The organism is Streptomyces sp. NPDC001415 (assembly GCF_053597395.1).
Window position 1 is genome coordinate 1 of record NZ_JBSFIE010000018.1, and the last position, 22,096, is coordinate 22,096.

The following is a 22,096-nucleotide window of genomic DNA, read 5'->3' on the forward strand; positions in this document are numbered from 1 at the left end:
GCGTCTGGTGCGTGCGATCGCAAGGCGCCGGAAGGTCCTCGTAGCGGAGCTACTAGGGCGTTTCGGCAACGCCGCGAGCGTGCGTGCCAGACGCCACGGGCCCGGGCGGGGTTTAGACACAGGCTCTAAACCCCGGAGCCCCCATGCAGCGCGACAAGCAGCCCCCGTACCAGCCGGTCGTCTTCCGTGACAAAGCCGCCGGATTCGCCTTCCTTACCCGGTCGACCGCGACGAGCGGGGAGACGATCGACTGGGACGACGGGAACACCTACCCGGTCATCGACGTGGAGATCTCCGCGGAGAGCCACCCCTTCTACACCGGCAAGGCCAGGACGGTGGACGCGGAGGGGCGGATCGCCCGCTTCGAGCGCCGATACGAGGGCAAGGAATGAGCCTGCCCACCTTGTGGATCAGGGCTTCCTGCCGCGCGGGACGGCCACGTCGGTGAGGATCGCGGCGCCCGGCTCCAGGTCCCGCCAGGTGTGGCCGTGCCAGGCGAGCACCGCGACGGCCGACGTGGGGAACTTCGCTCCGAGCCGGTCGAGGGCGTCGCCCCGCCCCTCCCCCGCCAGGGTCAGCACCAGATCCTCAAGGCCGGGGTTGTGCCCGATCACGAGCAACTCGCCCACGCCGTCGGGGACTTGGCGCACGACGCCGAGCAGCCCGAGTGCATCGGCCGCGTACAGCCGCGGTTCGTACCGTACGGGTGGCGGGCTGCCCCACTCCGCGACGGCCAGCTCGCAGGTCCGGCGGGCACGGACGGCGGTCGAGCACAGGACGAGTTCGGGCAGGCAGTCCATGTCGGACAGCAGCCGCCCGGCGGCCGGGGCGTCCCTGCGGCCGCGGGGCGAGAGCGGCCGCTCGTGGTCGGGTACGCCCTCGGGCCACGCCGACTTGGCGTGCCGCAGCACGATCAGGCGGCGCAGCTGGGCGAATTCGGGGCGGGTGGTCATCGGGTGCCTCCGTCGCGGTCGTCGTGCGGGTCCGGATCTCTGTTCACCACCGTGCACCTGTCGGCCCCGCTCCCGTAGCGGCGCCGCAAAAACCGGGAAAACCGGGAAAAGGGGAGGCGCGTGCCTCGCCGGGGCTGTTAGCTTCACGGCATGAAGAAGCGTGCGGCTGTGCAGTGGACGACGACGCCGGAGAGTGTCCCGGCGCGCTGACAGCTGTGTTACGTCAAGAGCCCCGGGGCGAGTGCCCCGGGGTTTTTCCGTGCGGTCACTCGTCCCACCAAGACCGCGAGGAGACCCCCGTGCACGACCACCGCCGACTCGGCCGCGAACTCGACCTGTTCGACACCGACCCGTTGATGGGCGCCGGACTGCCGTACTGGCTGCCGGACGGCGCCGCCGTGCGGCACGCCCTGGAGGAGTACATCCGCGAGACCGAGCGCCGGGCCGGATACCGGCACGTGTACTCGCCGGTGCTCGGCAAGCGGGAGCTGTACGAGATGTCCGGGCACTGGTCCCACTACAGCGAGGACATGTTCCCGCCGATGGACCTGGGCGCGGAACAGGTCGTCCTGCGCCCGAGCCTCTGTCCCCACCACGCCCTGATCTATCGTTCGCGGGCCCACAGCTATCGCGAACTCCCGTTGCGCATGGCCGAGTTGGGCGGCATGTACCGCTCGGAGCTCTCCGGGGTGCTCGGCGGTCTGACCCGGGTGCGGGCGATCCAGCTCAACGACGCGCACATCTTCTGCACCTTGGAGCAGGTCGCCGAAGAGGCGCGGGCCGCGCTCGACCTGATCGGCCGCGCGTACGCGTCCCTCGGCATCCGCCCGGCCCGCTACCGCCTCTCGCTGCCGGGCGCGGGCGGCAAGTACGTGGCCGACGCCGGCATGTGGGAGCGGGCCGCCGCCCTGTTGACCGAGGTGCTCGACGCCAGTGGTGTGCCGTACGAGTCCGCGGAGGGCGAGGCCGCGTTCTACGGTCCGAAGATCGATGTGCAGATCGCCGACGCGGCGGGCCGCGAGGCCACCCTGTCCACCGTGCAGGTCGACTTCCATCAGCCCGAGCGGTTCGATCTGCACTACATCGGGCCCGACGGCGCCAAGCACCGGCCGGTGATGGTCCACCGCAGCATCATCGGCAGCATGGAACGCGCCGTCGCTCATCTCATCGAGCTCCACGGCGGCGCCTTCCCGGCCTGGCTGGCGCCCGTTCAGCTGGTGGTCGTGCCGGTCTCCGAAGCGGAGGCGGGGCGGGCGGCCGAGCTCGTGGAGCGGGCCGTCGCCGAGGGCCTGCGGGCCGAGCTCGCCGGACCGGAACAGGGCTCCCTGGGCGCCCGGATCCGGGCCGCCCGGCTCGTCCCGTACCAGGCGGTGATCGGCAGCCGGGAGGCCGCGGCCGGCGAGGTCGCCCTGCGGCTGCGCGACGGGCGCCGCCCGGACGCCCTTCCGGCCCCGGAACTCCTGCGGCGCATCGGGGCCCTGGTGGCGGCGCGGAGCCTCGAACTCTGGGAAGGGGAAGGCGAGTTGGGCATCAGCTGAGGGCGTCGGTCCGCAGCTGTATCTCCTTGGCGTACGGGGACGTCTCGTCCGGGGCGTACGCGGCGAGGTGCGCCTGCCAGTCGGCGAGCGCACCCTCGGTGTCGTGCAGGGCGAGGCGGCTGAGCCCGCGCCGGTAGAGGACGTCGGGGTCCTGTCCGGCGAGGGCCGCCGCCGCGATGTCGAGGTCCGCCAGGGCGCGCCCGTGCTCGCCGAGGTCCTGGAGGGCGATGGCGCGGTTGGCCCGCAGTTCGGCCTCGTCCCTGAGCCGGATCGCCTCGTCCAGGTCCGCTACGGCCTGGGCGGGGCGGCCCGCCGTGTGGGCGAGGACTGCGCGGTTGGCCCACGCCGCGACGAAGCCGGGCTCGGCGCGCAGAGCCGCGGAGTAGCTGGCGTACGCGGCGGCCGTGTCACCGGAATCGGCGAGCAACGCGCCCTGGGCGGCGAGGAGTTGGGCGTTGCGGGGGTCGACCGCGAGGCCCTGCTCGATGTCGGCGGCGGCCCGCTCGTTCTCGCCGCGCGCGAGGAGCAGGTCGGCGCGGTGGACGAGCGATTCGAGGTGGCCCGGCTCCACTTCGAGCGCGTAGTCCAGATCCCGCAGCGCCTCCTCGTCCCGGCCGAGTTCGCACAGCAGGTCGGCGCGGTTGAAGTGGGCCTCGTAGAACGGCGGGGTCAGCCGGATCGCGGCGGCGTAGTCCGCGAGCGCCTCGTGGTACAGGCCGACGGCACGGCGCTGTGCGGCCCGCTCGAAGTAGTAGTCGCCGTAGTCCGGGTCGCGGCGGATCACCTCGTCGTAGTCGGCGATCGAGGCGGCGTGGTCGCCGCGCGCGCCCCGCACCTGGGCGCGGTTGTACAACAGCACGGAACGGTGCAGGAGTTGTTCGTCGGGCCCGAAGTCGGCGTCGGTGATGGCGATCGCCTCCTCGACGAGGGCCAGCGAACCGTCGACGTTGCCCCGGTGCAGCTCGACCAGGGCGCGGGCGTTGCGCATGAACGCCCTTACCAGGACCCGCCGTTCGGGGTCGGGATGGACGTCGGCGATCCCGATCGCGGTATTGACCCAGGCGAGCGCCAGATCCTCGTCGTGGGCGCCCTTGGGCAGGAAACGGGTGTAGAGCATCGCCATGAGGTAGCTGGTGCCCATGTGCGCGTCGGCGTCGGTGGTCATCCGCCGTATCTCGTCGAAGTAGCCGATGGCCTCGCCGCCGCGCCCCAGATAGGAGAGACAGGCTCCGGTCTTGTGGGTGAGGGTGCGGTACGCCGTCGAGTCCTGGCCGGCGGGAATGAGCCGGCGCCCGCGCAGGGCGAGCTCGATCACGGCCTCGTAGAAGCCCAGCGCGAAACAGGAGTTGACGGCTTCGGTCAGGGCCGCGAGACCGGCGCCCGCCGGGTCGGTGCCGTGTTCCAGGTGGTAGGGGATGGCGCCGTGCCGCAGGGTCGGCTCGCCGAGGGCGGCCAGTGTCTCGGCGCGGGCCGTGTGCCGTCGGGCCCGCTCCTCGGGGGCGAGTTCCGCGTACGCGGCCAGGAGCGCGGGGTCGCGGCTGGTGCCGTCGGAGTCGATGAACCGCTGCGCGGGGTCGGCCCTCTCGATCGGAAGTTCCGGGCCCTCCGGTCGCTTCGGCACCCTGGTCGCATGGTTCTTCAGGGCCTGGCCGAGCGCGTCGTCGGCCGGGCCCGGGTGCTCGACGACCACGGTCAGCTCGGCGGGGTCGCAGCGGCGCAGGAGGATGGCGACGAAGTCGCGGTCGGTGGGGTCGGCCTCGTCCAGGTCGCGGAAGGCGACGACGACCCCGCCGGGGTGCCTGACGCGGGCCCAGTCCATGAGCAGTTCGGCGGCGCCGTGGGCGAGCCGGAGCGCCCGGCTCGCCGGATAGAACCGGGTGCGCTCCTTGACGCCCGCGAGGTTGGTGAGGGTCTGCGGCGCCTGGGGGACGACCGGGGTGACCTCCGGGGCGAGCGCGATGACCTCGGTCGCCCGCCGGGCCACCAACTCCCGGTGCTCCGGAATGAGTTCGGGCACGATGCGGCGCAGCAGGGTGCCGCCCGCGGTGTACGGTCCGCGCAGTCGGCGGTGGCAGGGGATGTCGAGGTGGGCCGCGGGCGGCCCGTCGGACGCGGCGGCTTCGGCGTCGGCGTCGGCCCAGTAATGGCGGGGCGAGGTCATGTCGGTACTCCTTGGCGTGGGTTCTTCCGGGTCCGGGCACGCCGGTCCCGCAGCGTGACGAAGATCAGCAGGCCGATCTCGAACGAGGTGATGGCGACGAATCCCGCGGCGTCGACGACGTCGGATGCGGGAGTCAGCGGGTCGGTGAACCGGTCGACGGCCGTCGACCAGAAGTGCCAGGCGGTCGGGATCGCGGCCCAGGCGAGGCTGCCGAGCGAGAAGCCGTAGCCGGACACGAGGACGGGCGCGTACCAGCGGGCCATCGCACGGTCGCGGTCCGACCATCGCGTGTCCGGCGGCGGTGGTTCGCGGCGCAGCAGCCGCCGGAATCCGCTCCGCAGGCGGAAGCGGGCGGCGCCCTGCACATCCGTACAGCGCAACGCGTTGTTCAGGACGTAATAGAGGTCGGTCTCCAGATAGAACATGAACTGCCAGATGAGCCGCACCACACAGGTGAAGGCGAGCGCGAGGCAGAACTTGTGGATCCAGGCGGGCATTCCATGGCCGTTCAGCTCCGCCGAAAGCAGGGTGAGCACCGAAAAGAGGACGGCGTCGGCCAGCATTCCCGCGAGGAACGGCAGATAGCGCCGCCGCCTTTCGACGCTGAGCAGGGAGTCGAGACGGGTCTCGGCGACCAGATAGTAGAGCCGTCGTCCGATCCCCAGTGTGGAGGGAAGCCCGAGCCGCCGCCCCGCGAGGGTATGAAATCCCTCGTGGACCAGAATGCACGGAATCACCGTCACGAACAGGACGATGGGGATCAGCGAAATGTGGCCGGTGAAGAACAGATTGCGGTACGAGGGCCGCAGTTCCGGCGCCCCGGCCATCGCGGCGACGGCGGCCGTGATCAGCGTGGCGTAGAGGAGCCACGCGGGCCGGGAGAACGCCGCGGCGCCCAGGCGCTGCCACCTGATCGGCCCCTGTGCCGGCGGTGGTTCCGTCTCGCCGCGCAGAAACCGGAGGTCTTCGAGGGCGCCGAGGAAGTCATCCATGTCGAGGCGCTCCCCACAGGTCCGCTCGTACCAGGCGGCCGCGTCGGAGACCGCGGCCCCCGCGCCGAGCAGCCGCAGGACCTGCGCACCTTCCTCGGGGAAGACCGCGTACGAGCCGATGTCGGGCCGCCCGACCATGACGCCGTCGTCCTCGGCCACCATCGTGAGTGTGTGGAGGCGGACCGTGGGGCCGCCGCCCGGAACCAGCGCGCTCATGCGGTGCGCACCCTTCTGCTCTGCTCGGTGAACGTGGGGCGGAGCCGGAGCCGGGCCCGGTTTGGGGGCCCGGCTCCGGCCTGAGGTCACTGCTGGGCGCAGTGGTAGTAGCAGGCGGTCGTCAGGCGGATCGGACCGGCCTTGCGGATCGACATCTTCTTCATGGATTCCCCTCCTCTCCTAGGTCGTGGAGCGTGGAATCGCGCGAGGTGCCCGCAGTGGGGAGCAGGCGTGGCGCGATCGGGATTTCCTTGTGGGCACGGGTGAATTGCCATGAATGCGCGAAGGGCGGATCGGGGCGATCCCGCAAAGTCGCCGACGATTTCCGGAGACCCGATTCCCCCCGTTTCACCGGCCCAATCCACAGGATCCGGTGGGCACTTGAGGCTGTCAACCAGGGAACGGATGCATCCGCATATCCGCCCGGCCGGGCCATTTGGACGGCGCGCGACGTCGCTGAACACCGGCTGCCGAAATGCCAAGGCACGAAACGTTTTCGGGCAGCGTGGACACGGGCGCCACTTCCGAAATCGCCGGGCCGTTCGATCCGGGTCCGGCGCATGCCCCCGATATCCAGGTCCGGCCCGTGCCCCCGTCATCGGGTCCTGCCGCGGTCGCGGCCGAAGCGGTCTGGCGGGGCGCGCCCTCCCCGTTCACTACGGACCGGCGGGCCGGTCCGTTCAACGAGATGTCCGCTCAGATGCTCGCACTTGGGCCTCCTGGCCGAACGGAAGCCACCCGCACCGGGGAACGCGTCTCCGTTCTTGGTCGCCTCCTGATGGCAACGGCGGTGCGGAGGGTGGCGGGCTGGCACGCTCGCGGAGATCGATCCGAGCCGTCGTGAGGAATGCGCATGCAGCACCGCACCGCTGTGTCCACCGTCGTCAGCGCGCTCTGCGGGGTCCTCACCCTCGCCCTGCCCGCCCAGGCGGCGGCCGGCCAGGCAGGGCACATCGTCGTCTTCGGGCACCGGGGAGCTTCGGCCTACGCCCCGGAGAACACCCTCAGCTCCGTACAGCGAGCCGCCGACCTCGGCGTCCACTGGGTGGAGAACGACGTCCAGCGCACCCGCGACGGCGCGCTCGTCGTCATCCACGACACGACGCTGGCCCGCACCACGGACGTCGAGAAGCGCTTCCCCAACCGGGCGCCCTGGTCCGTGAGTTCGTTCACGCTCGCCGAGATCAAGACGCTCGACGCGGGCAGCTGGTTCGCGCCGCGCTTCCGGGGCGAACGCATCCCCACGCTGCAGGAGTACCTGGACCTGCTCGACGACACCGGCCAGAGCCTCCTGCTCGAACTGAAGCAGCCCGAGCTGTACCCGGGCATCGAGCGCCAGACGCTGGACGCCCTGGACCAGGCCGACTGGCTCGACCGGTCACACCTAGCCCGGCGCCTGGTCGTCCAGAGCTTCAGCGCCCCCGCGCTGCGCACCACGCACCGGCTCCGCCCGGACGTCCGCACCGGCTTCCTCGGCAATCCGCCGGTCTCGGAGCTCAAGCAGTACGCCGCCTTCACCGACGAGATCAACGCCGAGCAGCACACGGTGACTTCGGCGTACGTCGGGGCGGTGCACAGCCTGAAGGGGGCTCACCGCAAAGCGATGCGCATCAACACCTGGACCGTCGACAACGCCCCCGCCGCCACCAGGGTGGTGAGGATGGGGGTCGACGGCATCATCACCGACCGCCCGGACCTCATCGAGCACACGGCACGGCAACTGCGCAGCTCGCAGGAGTTCTGATGGCACGTCCATTGCCGTGATCGATCGGCGTCGCGTGATACTGGGGCCGTCACACTCCGCACGCCTCGCCCTGGAGGTCATGGTGAACATGCTCATCAACGTGCCCGAGACCGTCGTAGCGGATGCGCTGCGCGGGATCGCCGCCGCGCATCCCGCGCTCGCGGTCGACGTGGAGAACCGGGTGGTCCTGCGGCGTGACGCACCCGTGGCCGGGCAGGTGGGCCTCGTCTCGGGCGGCGGGTCCGGGCACGAGCCGTTGCACGCGGGCTTCGTGGGGCCGGGCATGCTGTCCGCCGCGTGCCCGGGTGAGGTGTTCACGTCGCCGGTGCCGGATCAGATGGTGCGGGCCGCGGCGGCCGTGGACGGCGGCGCCGGGGTGCTGTTCGTCGTCAAGAACTACACCGGCGACGTGCTCAACTTCGACATGGCGGCCGAGCTGGCCGAGGACGAGGGCGTGACGATCGCCAAGGTCCTCGTCGACGACGACGTGGCGGTGACGGACAGCCTGTACACGGCGGGGCGGCGCGGTACCGGCGCGACGCTGTTCGTCGAGAAGATCGCAGGGGCGGCCGCGGCGGAGGGCCGGCCTCTGGAGCGGGTCGAGGCGATCGCCCGGCAGGTGAACGGCAGCTCGCGCAGTTTCGGGGTGGCGCTGACCGCCTGCTCCACCCCTGCCAAGGGGAGTCCGACCTTCGAACTCCCGCCGGGCGAGCTAGAGTTGGGCGTCGGCATCCACGGCGAGCCGGGGCGCGAGCGCCGGGCGATGATGACGTCGCGGGAGATCGCGGACTACGCCGTGGACGTCGTCCTGGAGGATCTGCGGCCGACGAGCCCCGTCCTGCTCCTCGTCAACGGAATGGGCGCCACACCCCTGCTCGAACTGTACGGATTCAACGCCGAGGTGCACCGGGTGCTCGCCGAGCGGGGCGTGCCGGTGGCTCGTACGCTCGTGGGGAACTATGTGACCTCGCTCGACATGGCGGGCTGCTCGGTGACGCTGTGTCAGGTCGATGAGGAGTTGCTGCGGTTGTGGGACGCCCCGGTCGACACGGCCGCGCTGCGGTGGGGTTGCTGAACCGATGCCCGAAGGAGAGCTTGTGCTGGACGCCGCGTTCATGTGCCGCTGGATGACCGCCACCGCCGCCGCGGTGGACCGGGAGGAGGCCCGCCTGACCGATCTCGACTCGGCGATCGGCGACGCCGATCACGGGGCGAATCTGCAGCGCGGCTTCAGCGCCGTGACGGCGGTGCTCGACAGGGAGGCACCCGACACCCCGGGAGCCGTACTCACCCTCGCCGGGCGGCAGTTGATCTCCACGGTCGGGGGCGCTTCGGGGCCGCTGTACGGGACCCTGCTTCGGCGTACGGGCAAGACGCTCGGGGATGCGGGCGAGGTCACCAGGGAGCAGCTGGCCGAGGCGCTCGGCGCCGGGGTCGCGGCGGTCTCGCAGCTGGGCGGGGCGGCGGCCGGGGACAAGACGATGCTGGACGCGCTGCTGCCCGCGGTCGAGGCGCTCGGCGAGTCCTTCGGGGCGGCGGCCGAGGCGGCCGATGCCGGGGCGCTCGCGACCGTGCCGCTGCGGGCGCGCAAGGGTCGGGCCAGCTATCTCGGGGAACGGTCGGTGGGCCATCAGGATCCGGGGGCGGCGTCGTCGGCGCTGCTGATCGGCGCGCTGGCGGAGGCCGCCGCGTGAGCGGGCCCGGCCCGCTGGTCGGGGTGGTGCTCGTCTCGCACAGCGCGGCGGTCGCGGCGTCCGTCGCCGAACTGGCCCAGGGCCTCGCGGGCGGCGGCCCCACCGCACCCGTCGCGCCCGCGGGCGGCCTGCCCGACGGGGGCCTCGGCACCAGCGAGGAACTCATCGTGCGGGCGGCCGAGTCCGTGGACCGCGGCGCGGGCGTGGCGGTCCTGGTGGACCTGGGCAGCGCGGTCCTCACCGTCAAGGCCCTGCTGGCCGAAGGCGATGAACTCCCGCCCGGGACAAGGCTGTTGGACGCCCCGTTCGTGGAGGGGGCGGTGGCCGCGGTGGTCAGCGCGTCGGCGGGCGCGGACCTGGCTGCGGTGGAGGCGGCGGCTGCGGAGGCGTACGGGTACCGGAAGGTGTGAGGGGCGGCGCGCGGCGGGGGCGACCTGGGTAGCCCGGCCGGTGGGAGTGGGCCGGGCAGTCACCTCCTCGCCCCCGGCGGGGCAGTCCGGCATCCTCATATGGGACGGCCACCCCGCCGGTCCGCACCAGGCCTGTCATCCGGCTGTCGTACGCCCCCGCCCGGAGCCATCATGAGGGCATGAGTGCCTTCAACGACTTGAGCGGCACCGGCGGGCCGCTGCTCGCCCCGCTGCCGGAGGACTGGACCCGCGCGCTGGCCGTCGCCGCGCACCCGGACGACATCGAGTACGGCACCGCGTCGGCGGTCGCCCGCTGGACCGCGCAGGGCAAACAGGTCGGCTACGTCCTGGCGACGCGCGGGGAGGCGGGGATCGACGGGATGCATCCGGACCGGGCCGCGCCGCTGCGCGAGGCCGAGGAGCGGGCCGGGGCGCGCGAGGTCGGGGTCGGCGATGTGACGTTCCTCGGGCATCGGGACGGGGTGGTGGAGTACGGGCTCGATCTGCGGCGCGACATCACGCGGGTCATCCGCCGGTTCCGGCCGGAGGTGATCGTGTCGGGGGCGTACACGATCAGGATGATCGGCGGCCTCGTCAACCAGGCCGACCACCGGGCGGTCGGGCTCGCGGCGCTGGATGCGGCGCGGGACGCCGGTAACCGGTGGATCTTCCCCGAGCTGGCCGATGAGGGGCTCGAACCGTGGTCCGGGGTGCGTTTCGTCGCGTTCGCGGGGTCGGACCGGCCCACGCACGGGGTGGAGGTGACCGGCGACCCGCTGGAGCGGGGCATCGCCTCCCTCGCGGCGCACGCCGAGTACACCAAGGGGCTCGGCGCGGAGGCCGACGCCTTCGCCCCGCGTCCCTTCCTGACCTGGATCGCCCGCGCGGCGGGCCCGGCCATGGGGGTCGAGGCCGCCGTGCTCTTCGACGTGCACCAGCTGGCCCCCGAGGGGCCGCCGCCCTGGGTGTGAGCGCCACCTCAGTGTTATGCAACTTGTTGCATAACCCGGGTCCGCTGGTCTACAACTGGAGGCGACGACACCCCACCCGGAGGCGCCCCCATGACCGCGTACCCCCATCTGCTGAGCCCCCTCGACCTCGGGTTCACCACCCTGCCCAACCGGGTGCTGATGGGCTCGATGCACATCGGGCTCGAAGAGGCCGAGAACGGCTTCGAGCGGATGGCCGCGTTCTACGCCGAGCGGGCCCGCGGCGGGGTCGGCCTCATGGTCACCGGCGGCATCGCGCCCAACGACGCGGGCCGCCCCTATCCGGGCGGCGCCAAGCTGACCTGCGAGGCGGAGGCCGCCCAGCACCGGACCGTCACCGACGCGGTGCACCGCGAGGGCGGCCGGATCGCGATGCAGATCCTGCACTTCGGGCGTTACGCCTACCACCAGGACCTGGTCGCGCCGAGCCCGCTCCAGGCGCCGATCAGCCCGTTCGTACCGAATGAGCTGAGCGACGAGCAGGTCGAGCAGACCGTCGAGGACTTCGTGCGGGCGGCCGAGCTCGCGAAGTCCGCCGGGTACGACGGCGTCGAGATCATGGGCTCCGAGGGCTACCTCATCAACGAGTTCGTCGCGGGCGCCACCAACCACCGCACCGACCGCTGGGGCGGCTCGTACGAGAACCGGATGCGCTTCCCGGTCGAGATCGTGCGCCGTACGCGCGAGCGCCTGGGCGCCGACTTCATCCTCATCTACCGCCTTTCCATGCTGGACCTGGTCCCCGGCGGCTCCACGCTGGAGGAGGTCATCACCCTCGCGCGCGCCATCGAGGCGGCCGGGGCGACGATCATCAACACCGGCATCGGCTGGCACGAGGCGCGCATCCCGACGATCGCGACCTCGGTGCCCCGGGGCGCGTACACCTGGGTGACGAAGAAGCTCATGGGGTCGGTGTCGATCCCGCTGATCACCAGCAACCGCATCAACACCCCTGAAGTCGCCGAGCAGTTGCTCGCCGAGGGGCGGGCGGACATGGTGTCGATGGCGCGGCCCTTCCTCGCCGACCCGGAGTTCGTCGCCAAGGCGAGCGCGGGCCGCGCCGAGACCATCAACACCTGCATCGGCTGCAACCAGGCCTGCCTCGACCACACCTTCAGCGGGAAGATCACCTCCTGCCTGGTCAACCCGCGCGCCTGCCACGAGACCGAGCTGGTCCTCTCCCCCACCAAGCTCCGCAAGCGCCTCGCGGTGGTCGGCGCGGGCCCGGCCGGGCTCGCGTTCGCCGTCTCGGCGGCCGGGCGCGGGCACGCCGTCACCCTGTTCGACGCCGCCGACCGGATCGGCGGCCAGCTGAACATCGCCAAGCGGGTGCCCGGCAAGGAGGAGTTCGACGAGACGCTGCGCTACTTCCGTACGCAGCTCGAACTGCACGGCGTGGACGTCAAGTTGAACGCCGAGGTGGCCGCGGCCGACCTGAACGACGGCTCGTACGACGAGATCGTGATCGCGACCGGCGTCACCCCGCGCACTCCCGAGATCCCGGGGGTGGACCACCCGAGCGTCGTCACCTACCTCGACGTGCTGCGCGACGGGGCGCCGGTCGGCGAGCGGGTCGCGGTGGTCGGCGCGGGCGGCATCGGCTTCGACGTCGCCGAGTACCTCACCGACGGCGGCGACGCCGCCAGCCTGGACGCCGAGACGTACTTCCGGCAGTGGGGCGTCGACACCACGTACGGCGAGCGCGGCGGACTGCGCAAGGCCGAGCGGCCCAAGCCGCCGCGCCAGGTGCACCTGCTCCAGCGCAAGACGACGAAGGTCGGCGCCGGGCTCGGCAAGACGACGGGCTGGATCCACCGCACCGAGCTCAAGCACCGCGGCGTGACCATGGTCCCGGGCGTGCGCTACGACCGGATCGACGACGCGGGCCTGCACATCACCGTGGACGGCGAGTCCTCGGTACTGCCCGTCGACACGATCGTCCTGTGCGCGGGCCAGGAGTCGCGGCGCGGCCTGTACGAGGAGCTCAGCGCGGCCGGGGCGACGGTGCACCTCATCGGCGGCGCCGACGTGGCCGCCGAGCTGGACGCCAAGCGCGCCATCGACCAGGGCACCCGACTGGCCGCGACACTCTGAGGATCGCGGCCGAACCTAGGATGCGGTCATGTCCCTCCCGCACGCGATCCTGACCGCACTGCTCGAAAAGCCCTCCTCGGGGCTCGAACTGACGCGCCGCTTCGACAAATCGATCGGCTACTTCTGGTCGGCCACGCATCAGCAGATCTACCGCGAGCTGGGAAAGCTGGAGCAGTCCGGGTTCATCCGCGCGCTGGCGCCGGCCGCCCCGGCCCGCGGGCAGAAGAAGGAGTACGAGGTGCTGCCCGCGGGCCGGGCCGAGCTCGCCCAGTGGGCGGCGGGCGGCCAGGACCCGAAGCCGATGCGGGACCCGCTACTGCTGCGGATGCGGGCGGCGGCGGTGATCGGCACGGGCGGCCTGCGAGCCGAGCTGGAGCGTCATCTCGCCCTGCACCGCGCCCAGTTGGCGACGTACCACGGCATCGAGACGAAGGACTTCCCGCCGGAACGGGACAGCGAGCAGGACCGGCTGCGGCACCTGGTGCTGCGCGGCGGCATCGAGCTGGAGACGTTCTGGATCAGCTGGCTGACCGAGGCGCTCGACACCCTGGGCGAGGAGCCGACCGAGCCTCTGGGCGAGCAGCCGCCGGAGTCCCTGGGCGGGGAGCCGGCCGAGAGGTGAGGCGGCCCGCCCGGCGTGGCGTTCCCCGTCTCCACAAAGGCGTTGTATTGTACAACTCCTCCGTGGAGATGAAAGAGACGAAAGGGGATCAGTCGTGCTCAGCCGAGACCAGTCGGTCATCACCATCCAGCGTGAGCTGACCGCGTTCGCCCGGCGCGCCCGGGCCGCCGCCGCCCGGATGCACCCGGAACTCTCGCTCGTCTCGTTCACCCTGCTCTCCCACCTGGAGGACCACCAGGGCTGCCGGGCGACCGATCTGGCCGCCTACTACATGCTCGACAAGTCGACGATCAGCCGCCAGATCGCGGGCCTGGAGAAGCTCGGCTACGTCGAGCGCGTCAGCGACCCCGACGACCACCGCATCCAGGTGCTCCGACTGACCCCGGCGGGCACCGCCAAGCTCGCCGAGGCGGCCGAGCTGCGCCGCCAGGCCTTCCACGACCGGCTCGCCGACTGGACACCGGAGGACCTGGACCGCTTCGCCGAGTACCTGCTGCGCTACAACAGCCTGGCCGAAAGCGGCAGTTGAGACCTGCCCAGACCCCGGTCAGGTCATCGACCCGACCAGCCGCCCGTCGACGCGGCGCCACCTGATGGGGCAAGGTCTGGGGTGTGCCTTCACTTCCTCAGCAGCCGCTCCCGCCCCAGCAGTGGGCGGGGCCGCCCGTCGGACACATGGTCGTCAGCGGGGACGACGCGCTCGCCCACCGGCTCGCCGGTGAACTGCGCGAGGTGTACGGGGAGCGCGTGGTCCTCGTCGTACCGCCGGAGAACGGGAGCCGCTCGGCCCGGCTCCCGGCGGGGGGCCGGGCCAGGGCCTCGGCCCTGTTCGGCCGCATGTCGTCCGCGATGCTCCGCACCCCCGTGCCCGGCTCCGAGCGGGCGGGCGACTCCCGGCTCGTCGAGGCGGTCGAGCCGAACGACGGGGCGCTCGTCGAGGCCGGCATCGCGCAGGCTGCCGCGCTCGCCCTTGTGCACGGCGACGACGAGACGAACATCCGGGCCGCGTTGATCGCCCGGCGCCTGAACCCCCGCGTCCGGCTCGTCATCCGCCTGTACAACCGCAAACTCGGGCAGTATCTCCAGGAGTTGCTCGACCAGGCCGCGGCCCTCGCGGCGCCGGATCCCGGCGCGTCCGCGTCGGAGACCTCCACCACCGTCCTGTCCGACGCCGACACCGCGGCGCCCGCGCTCGCCGCGACCGCGCTCGCGGGCACCAGCAAGGTCGTGCACGCCGACGGGGTGCTGCTGCGGGCCGGGCAGCGCCCGCCGCCGCGCCGGGGCGAGGTCACCGATCCGGGCCTGTGCACGCTGGCCCTGCTCTCGTCGACCACCAACGACCCTGCGGGCGCGGAGGGTTCGGACCGCAGCGGCTCGGAAGGACCGCGTCTGCTGCCCGACGAGCGGTCGATGGACGAGGCCGACCGGCGCGGCCGGGTCGTCCTGGAGACCGTCACCTACACCGGCCCCGCCCAGCCCCCGGGCCGCCTCACCGATCTCGGCGCGCCACTGGGCCGGCTGTTCTCGCGAAGGCTGCGCTGGTCACTCGCCGGGATCGTCGCCTCCGTGTTCGCGCTCGCCATCGCGACCTGGCTCACCACCGGCGACGATCCGCTGCACGCCGCCTATCTGACCCTGCTCGACATCTTCGCCATCGACGACCCGGCCATCGACCAGCCCGTGGGCCGCCAGATCCTCCAACTCCTGTCCGGGCTCACGGGGTTGCTGCTCCTTCCGGTCCTGATCGCCGCCGTCCTGGAAGGGCTCGGCACCTTCCGCAACGCCTCCGCGCTGCCCCGACCGTCGCGCGGACTCTCCGGGCATGTGGTGCTGCTCGGCATGGGCAAGATCGGCGCCCGGGTCCTGGCGCGCCTGCGCGAGCTCGACATCCCCGTCGTGTGCGTGGAGGCCGATCCGGAGGCCCGCGGCATCGCCCTTGCCCGGCGGCTGAGGGTGCCCACCGTCATCGGCGACGTCACCCAGGAGGGCATCCTGGAAACGGCCCGCATCCACCGGGCGCACGCCCTGCTCGCGCTGACCAGCTCGGACACCACCAACCTCGAAGCTGCCCTGTACGCCCGCTCGGTCAAGCCCGACCTGCGGGTCGTGATGCGGCTGTACGACGACGACTTCGCGACCGCCGTCTACCGCACGCTGCGCGCCGCCCACCCGGGGGCCCTCACCCGCAGCCGCAGCGTTTCGCACCTGGCCGCGCCCGCCTTCGCCGGAGCGATGATGGGCCGTCAGATCCTGGGCGCCATACCGGTGGAGCGCAAGGTCCTGCTGTTCGCGGCCCTCGATGTGGCGGGCCATCCGCAGCTGGAGGGCCGTACCGTCGAGGAGGCGTTCCGCGAGGGCGCCTGGCGGGTGCTCGCGCTCGACACGTCCTCGCCCGCCGACCGGGTCCCCGACCTGGGCGCCGCCCGCCGCCGGGGCGGGGGCGCCCCGGGCGACCTGGTGTGGCAGCTGCCTCCGGGGTACGTCCTGCGGCCCGAGGACCGCATCGTGCTCGCCGCGACCCGGCGGGGCCTCGCCGAACTCCTCGGCCGCCGGCCTTCCTCGCGGGTGGGTCAGTGAGAGCCCAGCCTCCGAGTGCGTCTCACAGCCCGACGTCGCGGCTGCGGAAGTCCTCCAGGGACTCGCGGCGCACAAGGAGCCGCGCGTGCCCGTCGGCGACCGCGACCACCGGCGGGCGGCCCACCATGTTGTAGCCGGACGCCATGGACAGCTGATAGGCGCCCGCCACCGGAACGGCGAGCAGATCGCCCGGGTGGATGTCGCCGGGCAGGTCCACCGCGGAGGCGAGCACGTCGCCCGCCTCGCAGTGCCGCCCTACGACGGTCGCCTTGCAGGACTGGGCGGTTGAGGCTCGTCCGATCAGCCTGGGCGCGTAGCGCACTCCGTACAGGGCGGGCCGCGGGTTGTCGCTCATCCCGCCGTCGACGGCGACGAAGAGGTTCTCGCCGGTGCGTTTGACGGCGAGAACGCGGTAGAGGGCGACGCCCGCGGGGCCGACGACCGCGCGCCCCGGCTCGACGAGCAGCCGGGGCACGGCGAGGGAGGCCGCCGCGCAGCTCTCGGCGAGTTCGGCGCGCATCCGGCGGGCCAGCGCCGTGATGTCGAGCCCGTCCTCGCCGGGCCGGTAGGCGACCCCGTGCCCACCGCCCATGTCGAGCTCGGGCAGCACGATCTTGTGGGTGTCGCGGACGCGGGCCATCAGGCCGACCATGCGGCGCACCGCCGACAGATACGGCTTGACGGTGGTGATCTGCGAGCCCAAGTGGCAGTGCAGGCCGGTCAGTTCGAGCTGGCGCTGGCCGAGGATGCGGGCGATGGCGTGCTGGGCGTGGCCGTCGGTGAGGGACAGGCCGAACTTCTGGTCGTCCGTACCGGTACGGATCTTGTCGTGGCCGCCCGCGCTGACCCCGGGCACCACGCGGACCATCACCTTCTGGTGGCCGTGCGGGCCGACGGCGGCGGCGAGCCGGGCGATCTCGGACGGGCTGTCGATGACGATGCGGCCGACGCCGAGGCGCAGCGCGGCCTCGATGTCGTGCGGGGACTTGGCGTTGCCGTGCAGCACGATCCGTTCGGCCGGGAAGCCCGCGGTGACGGCGAGTTCGAGCTCGCCCGCCGAGCACACGTCGAGGCCGAGCCCTTCCTCGTCGACCCAGTGGGCCATGGCCCGGCACAGGAACGCCTTGGCCGCGTAGAGGACTTCGGCCTCGTTGAAGGCGCTGCGATAGGTGCGGCAGCGCTCACGCACCTCGCCCTCGTCGAGGACGTAGGCGGGGGTGCCGAAGCGTTGGGCGATCTCGGTGAGCGGGACGGCGCCCACCGCGAGGCCGCCGTGGCCGAGCCGGGCGGTCGAGGCGGGCCACACGGACAGGTCGTCGGCGGGTGTCAGGCCGGCCGGCAGGTTCAGGATGGTCATGGCTGCGTACTCCTGTCGTCGCCGTCGCCGCAGACGGGCTGTGCCGTGGGATTTCTCGTGGAGGAACCTCACGGATGGTGGGGCGGCCCCGGCACGGGGAGGCGGGCCGGGGCACGTCGGCGACGCTACGCCCGCGGGTCCCGGCCGACCGGCGCCATGACGCGATGCTGACGGGCAGGGGACTCGTGCTGACGGAACGCTGACGCGGCACCGGGCCCGGCGTTATGCGGAACCCCGTGCGGGCACTCGTCCCGCATGAGCGTTTCCAAGACCAGCGTCCTCGTCCTGGACTGTGCCGAGCCCGTCGAACTCGCCGAGTTCTACGCCAAGTTGCTCGGCGCCGAGATCCGGACCGCCTGCGACCCGGACTTCGTCGAAGTCGTCGGCGGTGACGGCGTCCATCTCGCGATCCGCCGCGACCACGGGTACGCGCCGCCGAGCTGGCCGCGCCCCGACGACTCCCAGCAGGCGCACCTGAGGATCGTCGTGGCGCACGGCGACATGGACGCCGCCGAGCGCGAGGCCATCACCCTCGGCGCGATGCCCGTCGACACCAAGGACAACAACGGGCCACGCGACGAACGCGTCTACGCCGACCCGGCCGGCCACTCCTTCACGCTCGCCGTCCGGGCCAAGCGGTCCGAGCAGGAGGATGCCTAGGACGGGTTGTGGTGGCGCCGGCGGGCGAGGCCCGGCAGCACGAACCAGCAGCAGACGTACCAGCAGACGACGCCCCCGACCAGCCAGGGCGCCAGAGCGCTGTGCAGCGCGACGCGCAGGATGAGGAGCAGGGAACTCGCCACCGTGCAGAGCAGCAGCACGAGCCCCGTGACGGTGAGCCGGGAGGCCCAGGTGACCGTCTGCGGCTTCAGTCGCCGTCCGGCCAGCATCCGGTGGAAGGAGACGGGCCCGATCAGCGCCCCGGTCGTCGTCGCACCCAGGACCACCGTCACCACATAGATGGCCCGGTCGGTGGCGCCGAGTGTGGTGAACCGGGGCTGGAACACGACCGCGAGCAGGAATCCGAACAGGATCTGCACGCCGGTCTGGGCGACGCGCAGCTCCTGGAGCAGATCGCCCCACCTGCGGTCGGCGCGTTCCTCGGGCGTCTCGTGACGACCGTAGTCCGTCATGTGCACCACCTCCTCGACGTCCGGATACCCATACATATCAACCAGAAGCTCACCAGCACCGCCGCCCCGTGGCGCCGCGCGCGGCGGACCCGCAGACTTGCCGCATGGCCGGAAAACGCAGCGCCGGGCTTATGCTTTACCGCAGGGCGGGGGGCGGCATCGAGGTGCTCGTGGGGCACATGGGCGGACCGTTCTTCGCCGGGCGGGACGCGGGCGCCTGGTCGGTCCCCAAGGGCGAGTACGACCCCGGGGAGGAGCCGGAGGCCGCGGCCCGGCGCGAGTTCCAGGAGGAGCTGGGGGTGGCGCCGCCCGAGGGCACGCTCGTACCGCTGGGCGAGATCGTCCAGCGCGGCGGCAAGACCGTGACGGTGTGGGCGGTCGAGGCTGACCTGGATCCCGCCGACGCGGTGCCGGGCACGTTCACCATGGAGTGGCCGCGGGGGTCGGGCACGGTGCGCGAGTTCCCCGAGATGGACCGCTTCGCCTGGCTCTCCCCGCAAGCCGCGGCGGCCCTGCTCGTCCAGGGCCAGCAGGCCTTCCTCGAACGTCTCGTCGCGTATGTGGATGGCTGAAAAGAGGGGCCGGCTCACATCGGTGGAGGAGCGCTCCTTCCGCTGATCCTTTCTCCGGTGAATTCGCGCCGCGAGCCCCGGAATTCGACCGGAATCAGCATTCCCATAAGCAGGGCTTTCAGGATCTAATAGCGGGTACGACCAGTTTAAATTGAGTCTCTTATGCGGTGAGCCAGATACGCCCTGACCTGCACCGGGGCAGTTCTTAGCGGTCCCGGCACCGCCATTTCCGGACTGCCACCGGCACATGCCCCTTGTGGTGCCGGTATTCCAGGAACACGATCGGTCCTCGTCCAGCCCCGTCGAGGAGGTACCGGTGAACGTTCCTGTGAATAACCAGCGGATGAGTCTCAGCCCGGACGCGGCGCGCCAACTCGCCACCGCCACCAAGACCGTTCCGCAAATGCGCGGGATCACCCCGCGCTATCTGCTGCGCGCCCTGCCCTGGGTGGATGTCGAATCCGGCGTCTACCGGGTCAACCGCCGCCGCTCGTTCGTCCTGGGCGACGACCGGATCAGCACGTACGACGAGGACGGCACGCCGCGCGTCATGCCCGGCGACCTGCGCGAGCTGCCGTACTTACGCGACTGCGAGGACGCGCTGCTCGGCGAACTCGCGGGCACCTTCACGCCGGTGACGTTCGACGCGGGCCAGGTCCTCATGCAGGAGGGCGACCCCGCCGACCGGCTGTGGATCCTGGTGCAGGGCCGCGCGGAGAAGCGCGTCACCGGGCGGTACGGCGAGGACGCGCTGCTCGAAGTCGTGGGCGACGGCCAGTTCTTCGACCTCGACGCGTGGACCCGCGGCGAGCCGATGCCGTACCGCGTCAAGGCGCTCACCCCCGGCACCGCGCTGTGCGCCGACCGCGCCGCGCTCACCCAACTCGCCGACCGCAGCGAGCAGTTGCGCGGCGCGATGGACGCGTTCGCCTCGGGTGAAGGAGCCAAGCCGGGCTCGGAGGCGCCGATCGACCTCAGCTCCGGGCACGTCGGCGAGGTCGATCTGCCCGGCACGTACGTCGACTACGAGGACGCGCCGCGCGAGTACCACATGACGCTGGCTCAAACAGTGTTGCGCGTCCACACCCGGGTCGCGGACCTGTACAACGGCCCGATCGACCAGACCCGCGCCCAGTCCAACCTGACGGTGCAGGCGCTGCGCGAGCGGCAGGAGGCGGCCCTGCTCAACCACCCCGAGTTCGGCCTCCTCAACAACGTATCCGCAGGTCAGCGGGTGCAGTCCCGTACCGGCTCGCCCACCCCCGACGACCTCGACGAGCTGCTCGCCAAGGTGTGGAAGCAGCCGGGCTTCTTCGTCGCGCACCCGAAGGCGATAGCCGCGTTCGGCCGCGAGTGCACCCGGCGGGGCGTGCCGCCGGTGACCGACACCCGGTTCGGCAGCCCGCTGATCACCTGGCGCGGGGTGCCGCTGCTGCCCTCCGACAAGGTCAGGTTCTCGGGCGGCGGCAGCGTCGGCACCACGGAGATCCTGCTCATGCGCACGGGCGAGGCCGAGCAGGGCGTGGTCGGGCTGCGCCCGGCCGCGGTGCCCGACGAGATCGAGCCCGGCCTGTCCATGCGGAACATGGGGGTCGACCAGAAGGGCATCACCTCGTACCTGATGACCGCGTACTTCAACACGGCCGTCCTGGTGGAGGACGCGATCGCGGTGCTGCAGAACGTCGAGGTGTCCAACTACCATGACTATTCCTGACGTTACTGAGCGGCTCGCCCTTCCTGGCCGCCAACCGGGCGCGTTCACACCTGAGTCGGCGCGCAAGGACTTCCCGATCCTGCACCGCACGGTCAACGGGCATCCGCTGGTCTGGCTCGACAACGCGGCCACCACCCAGAAACCCCGCCAGGTCATCGAGGCGCTGGCCGGCTACTACAGCGCGTCGAACTCCAACATCCACCGGGGCGCGCACACCATGGCCCGCGAGGCCACCGAGATGTACGAGGCGGGCCGCGCGGCCGTCGCGGACTTCCTGGGGGCGCCGTCCCCCGATTCCATCGTGTTCGTGCGGGGCACGACGGAGGCGATCAACCTGGTCGCGCAGAGCTGGGGGCGGGCGAACCTCGGCCCCGGCGACGACATCCTGGTTCCGGTCCTGGAGCACCATTCCGACATCGTCCCCTGGCAGTTGATCGCCAAGGAGACCCGGGCACGCGTCGTCCCCGTCCCGCTCCTTCCGGACGGCCAGATCGACCAGGACGCGTACGCCGACCTGCTCTCCTCGCGCACCCAGCTCGTCGCGATCAGCCAGGCCTCCAACGTGCTCGGCACGGTTCCGCCGGTGCGCGAGATGACCGCGCTCGCGCACCGTTACGGGGCGAAGGTGCTGGTCGACGGCGCGCAGGCGGTCGCGCACATGCCCGTCGACGTGACGGACCTGGACGCCGACTTCTACGCCTTCTCCGGGCACAAGCTGTACGGCCCGACGGGGATCGGCGCTCTCTACGTCAAGCCGGAGGTCCTCGCGGGCCTCCAGCCCTGGCAGGGCGGCGGCAACATGATCGACTCGGTGTCCTTCGAGCGCACCACCTTCGCCCCGGTCCCGCACCTCATGGAGGCCGGCACCGGCAACATCGCGGGAGTCGTCGGGCTGCTCGCCGCGCTGAACTGGTTCACCTCCTTCGACCGGACCGCGGTCGCGGCGTACGAGGACGGGCTCACGGCGTACGCCCAGCAGGCCATGGGGATGGTGCCGGGCCTGGAGATCCTGGGGTCGGCGCCCGGCCGGATCGCGGTGCTCACGTTCACCATGGCGGGCCAGGACCCGGCGGCGATCGCCTCCTGGCTGGACCGCGACGGCATCGCGATCCGGGCCGGCCACCACTGCGCGCAGCCGGCACTCGCCCACTACGGCCTGGAGTCGGCGGCCCGCGCCTCCTTCGCGCTGTACAACACCCCGGAGGAGGTGGACGAGCTCGTGACGTCGCTGCTGAGCCTCCAGGAGTCGACGTGACGTCGTAACGGCGCGCGCCCCTCGACCCCGTACCGCACACCCGTGACGACCGGGCGGTACGGGGCCGAGGACTTT

The 22,096-nt window shown here is 71.9% G+C and carries 20 protein-coding genes; 15 read left to right on the plus strand and 5 right to left on the minus strand.

Annotation, left to right across the window (positions count from 1 at the left end; genetic code table 11):
* The first annotated feature begins 143 nt into the window (after positions 1–143).
* The gene (locus ACWC2B_RS23210; protein WP_450719522.1) at positions 144–392 is read left to right on the plus strand and encodes a type B 50S ribosomal protein L31; all 249 of its coding nucleotides are present in this window, start codon (positions 144–146) and stop codon (positions 390–392) included.
* 18 nt (positions 393–410) lie between these two features.
* Here the strand turns inward: ACWC2B_RS23210 and ACWC2B_RS23215 are convergent, their stop codons facing one another.
* A complete protein-coding gene (locus ACWC2B_RS23215; RefSeq protein ID WP_450719524.1) occupies positions 411–953 on the minus strand; it encodes a SixA phosphatase family protein in 543 nt (180 codons plus the stop codon).
* Between the two features lie 299 nt (positions 954–1,252).
* On the opposite strand from ACWC2B_RS23215, the gene thrS reads away from it, so the two are divergent.
* Positions 1,253–2,491 carry a threonine--tRNA ligase gene (gene thrS, locus ACWC2B_RS23220; RefSeq protein WP_450719526.1) on the plus strand — a complete coding sequence of 413 codons (1,239 nt, stop codon included), beginning with the start codon at positions 1,253–1,255 and terminating at the stop codon, positions 2,489–2,491.
* On the opposite strand, the gene ACWC2B_RS23225 is transcribed toward thrS, so the two are convergent.
* Positions 2,484–4,652, minus strand: coding sequence for a tetratricopeptide repeat protein (locus ACWC2B_RS23225; RefSeq protein ID WP_450719528.1), 2,169 nt, complete (start codon positions 4,650–4,652; stop codon positions 2,484–2,486). The genes thrS and ACWC2B_RS23225 overlap by 8 nt on opposite strands.
* The gene (locus ACWC2B_RS23230) at positions 4,649–5,860 is read right to left on the minus strand and encodes a hypothetical protein (RefSeq protein WP_450719530.1); all 1,212 of its coding nucleotides are present in this window, start codon (positions 5,858–5,860) and stop codon (positions 4,649–4,651) included. The genes ACWC2B_RS23225 and ACWC2B_RS23230 overlap by 4 nt, the downstream gene beginning before the upstream one ends.
* Before the next feature lie 853 nt (positions 5,861–6,713).
* Between ACWC2B_RS23230 and ACWC2B_RS23235 the strand changes: the two genes are divergently transcribed.
* From ACWC2B_RS23235 to ACWC2B_RS23275, 9 genes are all read left to right on the plus strand, one after another.
* On the plus strand, positions 6,714–7,604 hold the full coding sequence (locus ACWC2B_RS23235) for a glycerophosphodiester phosphodiesterase (RefSeq protein ID WP_450719532.1): 891 nt from the start codon (positions 6,714–6,716) through the stop codon (positions 7,602–7,604).
* An 82-nt stretch (positions 7,605–7,686) separates the two neighbouring features.
* Positions 7,687–8,679 carry a dihydroxyacetone kinase subunit DhaK gene (dhaK, locus tag ACWC2B_RS23240; RefSeq protein ID WP_450719768.1) on the plus strand — a complete coding sequence of 331 codons (993 nt, stop codon included), beginning with the start codon at positions 7,687–7,689 and terminating at the stop codon, positions 8,677–8,679.
* A 22-nt stretch (positions 8,680–8,701) separates the two neighbouring features.
* Positions 8,702–9,298, plus strand: coding sequence for a dihydroxyacetone kinase subunit DhaL (gene dhaL / locus ACWC2B_RS23245; protein WP_450719534.1), 597 nt, complete (start codon positions 8,702–8,704; stop codon positions 9,296–9,298).
* On the plus strand, positions 9,295–9,708 hold the full coding sequence (locus ACWC2B_RS23250; protein WP_450719536.1) for a PTS-dependent dihydroxyacetone kinase phosphotransferase subunit DhaM: 414 nt from the start codon (positions 9,295–9,297) through the stop codon (positions 9,706–9,708). The genes dhaL and ACWC2B_RS23250 overlap by 4 nt, the downstream gene beginning before the upstream one ends.
* A 179-nt stretch (positions 9,709–9,887) precedes the next feature.
* Complete coding sequence (locus ACWC2B_RS23255) at positions 9,888–10,679, plus strand: PIG-L deacetylase family protein (RefSeq protein ID WP_450719538.1); 792 nt, start codon at positions 9,888–9,890, stop codon at positions 10,677–10,679.
* Between the two features lie 90 nt (positions 10,680–10,769).
* The gene (locus ACWC2B_RS23260) at positions 10,770–12,791 is read left to right on the plus strand and encodes an oxidoreductase (protein ID WP_450719540.1); all 2,022 of its coding nucleotides are present in this window, start codon (positions 10,770–10,772) and stop codon (positions 12,789–12,791) included.
* A gap of 28 nt (positions 12,792–12,819) precedes the next feature.
* The gene (locus ACWC2B_RS23265; protein WP_450719542.1) at positions 12,820–13,413 is read left to right on the plus strand and encodes a PadR family transcriptional regulator; all 594 of its coding nucleotides are present in this window, start codon (positions 12,820–12,822) and stop codon (positions 13,411–13,413) included.
* A gap of 94 nt (positions 13,414–13,507) precedes the next feature.
* Positions 13,508–13,942, plus strand: a complete 435-nt coding sequence (locus tag ACWC2B_RS23270; RefSeq protein ID WP_450719544.1) for a MarR family winged helix-turn-helix transcriptional regulator — start codon at positions 13,508–13,510, stop codon at positions 13,940–13,942.
* A gap of 146 nt (positions 13,943–14,088) precedes the next feature.
* Positions 14,089–15,990: an NAD-binding protein gene (locus ACWC2B_RS23275; protein WP_450719770.1), complete on the plus strand. Its 1,902-nt coding sequence runs from the start codon at positions 14,089–14,091 to the stop codon at positions 15,988–15,990.
* Between the two features lie 22 nt (positions 15,991–16,012).
* On the opposite strand, the gene lysA is transcribed toward ACWC2B_RS23275, so the two are convergent.
* Entirely contained in the window at positions 16,013–17,347 is a 1,335-nt protein-coding gene (lysA, locus tag ACWC2B_RS23280) for a diaminopimelate decarboxylase (RefSeq protein WP_450719546.1), read from the minus strand.
* A 255-nt stretch (positions 17,348–17,602) separates the two neighbouring features.
* On the opposite strand from lysA, the gene ACWC2B_RS23285 reads away from it, so the two are divergent.
* Positions 17,603–18,007, plus strand: a complete 405-nt coding sequence (locus ACWC2B_RS23285; protein WP_450719548.1) for a VOC family protein — start codon at positions 17,603–17,605, stop codon at positions 18,005–18,007.
* Here the strand turns inward: ACWC2B_RS23285 and ACWC2B_RS23290 are convergent.
* On the minus strand, positions 18,004–18,480 hold the full coding sequence (locus ACWC2B_RS23290) for a DUF6328 family protein (RefSeq protein WP_450719550.1): 477 nt from the start codon (positions 18,478–18,480) through the stop codon (positions 18,004–18,006). The two genes, ACWC2B_RS23285 and ACWC2B_RS23290, sit on opposite strands and share 4 nt — an antisense overlap.
* Positions 18,481–18,584: 104 nt before the next feature.
* Here ACWC2B_RS23290 and ACWC2B_RS23295 point away from each other — a divergent pair, with 104 nt between their 5' ends.
* The 3 genes from ACWC2B_RS23295 (at position 18,585) to ACWC2B_RS23305 (ending at position 22,021) form a co-directional block, all read left to right on the plus strand.
* Positions 18,585–19,052: an NUDIX domain-containing protein gene (locus tag ACWC2B_RS23295; RefSeq protein ID WP_450719552.1), complete on the plus strand. Its 468-nt coding sequence runs from the start codon at positions 18,585–18,587 to the stop codon at positions 19,050–19,052.
* A gap of 343 nt (positions 19,053–19,395) precedes the next feature.
* A complete protein-coding gene (locus ACWC2B_RS23300) occupies positions 19,396–20,766 on the plus strand; it encodes a family 2B encapsulin nanocompartment shell protein (RefSeq protein WP_450719554.1) in 1,371 nt (456 codons plus the stop codon).
* Entirely contained in the window at positions 20,753–22,021 is a 1,269-nt protein-coding gene (locus ACWC2B_RS23305; RefSeq protein ID WP_450719555.1) for a SufS family cysteine desulfurase, read from the plus strand. The genes ACWC2B_RS23300 and ACWC2B_RS23305 overlap by 14 nt, the downstream gene beginning before the upstream one ends.
* Positions 22,022–22,096: the final 75 nt, after the last annotated feature.

Coding starts and splice junctions, on each gene's coding strand:
- ACWC2B_RS23210 (WP_450719522.1), top strand. CDS start 144: ATGCAGCGCGACAAGCAGCCCCCGTACCAGCCGGTCGTCTTCCGTGAC.
- ACWC2B_RS23215 (WP_450719524.1), bottom strand. CDS start 953: ATGACCACCCGCCCCGAATTCGCCCAGCTGCGCCGCCTGATCGTGCTG.
- ACWC2B_RS23225 (WP_450719528.1), bottom strand. CDS start 4,652: ATGACCTCGCCCCGCCATTACTGGGCCGACGCCGACGCCGAAGCCGCC.
- ACWC2B_RS23230 (WP_450719530.1), bottom strand. CDS start 5,860: ATGAGCGCGCTGGTTCCGGGCGGCGGCCCCACGGTCCGCCTCCACACA.
- ACWC2B_RS23235 (WP_450719532.1), top strand. CDS start 6,714: ATGCAGCACCGCACCGCTGTGTCCACCGTCGTCAGCGCGCTCTGCGGG.
- ACWC2B_RS23255 (WP_450719538.1), top strand. CDS start 9,888: ATGAGTGCCTTCAACGACTTGAGCGGCACCGGCGGGCCGCTGCTCGCC.
- ACWC2B_RS23260 (WP_450719540.1), top strand. CDS start 10,770: ATGACCGCGTACCCCCATCTGCTGAGCCCCCTCGACCTCGGGTTCACC.
- ACWC2B_RS23265 (WP_450719542.1), top strand. CDS start 12,820: ATGTCCCTCCCGCACGCGATCCTGACCGCACTGCTCGAAAAGCCCTCC.
- ACWC2B_RS23275 (WP_450719770.1), top strand. CDS start 14,089: ATGGTCGTCAGCGGGGACGACGCGCTCGCCCACCGGCTCGCCGGTGAA.
- lysA (WP_450719546.1), bottom strand. CDS start 17,347: ATGACCATCCTGAACCTGCCGGCCGGCCTGACACCCGCCGACGACCTG.
- ACWC2B_RS23285 (WP_450719548.1), top strand. CDS start 17,603: ATGAGCGTTTCCAAGACCAGCGTCCTCGTCCTGGACTGTGCCGAGCCC.
- ACWC2B_RS23290 (WP_450719550.1), bottom strand. CDS start 18,480: ATGACGGACTACGGTCGTCACGAGACGCCCGAGGAACGCGCCGACCGC.
- ACWC2B_RS23295 (WP_450719552.1), top strand. CDS start 18,585: ATGGCCGGAAAACGCAGCGCCGGGCTTATGCTTTACCGCAGGGCGGGG.
- ACWC2B_RS23300 (WP_450719554.1), top strand. CDS start 19,396: ATGAGTCTCAGCCCGGACGCGGCGCGCCAACTCGCCACCGCCACCAAG.
- ACWC2B_RS23305 (WP_450719555.1), top strand. CDS start 20,753: ATGACTATTCCTGACGTTACTGAGCGGCTCGCCCTTCCTGGCCGCCAA.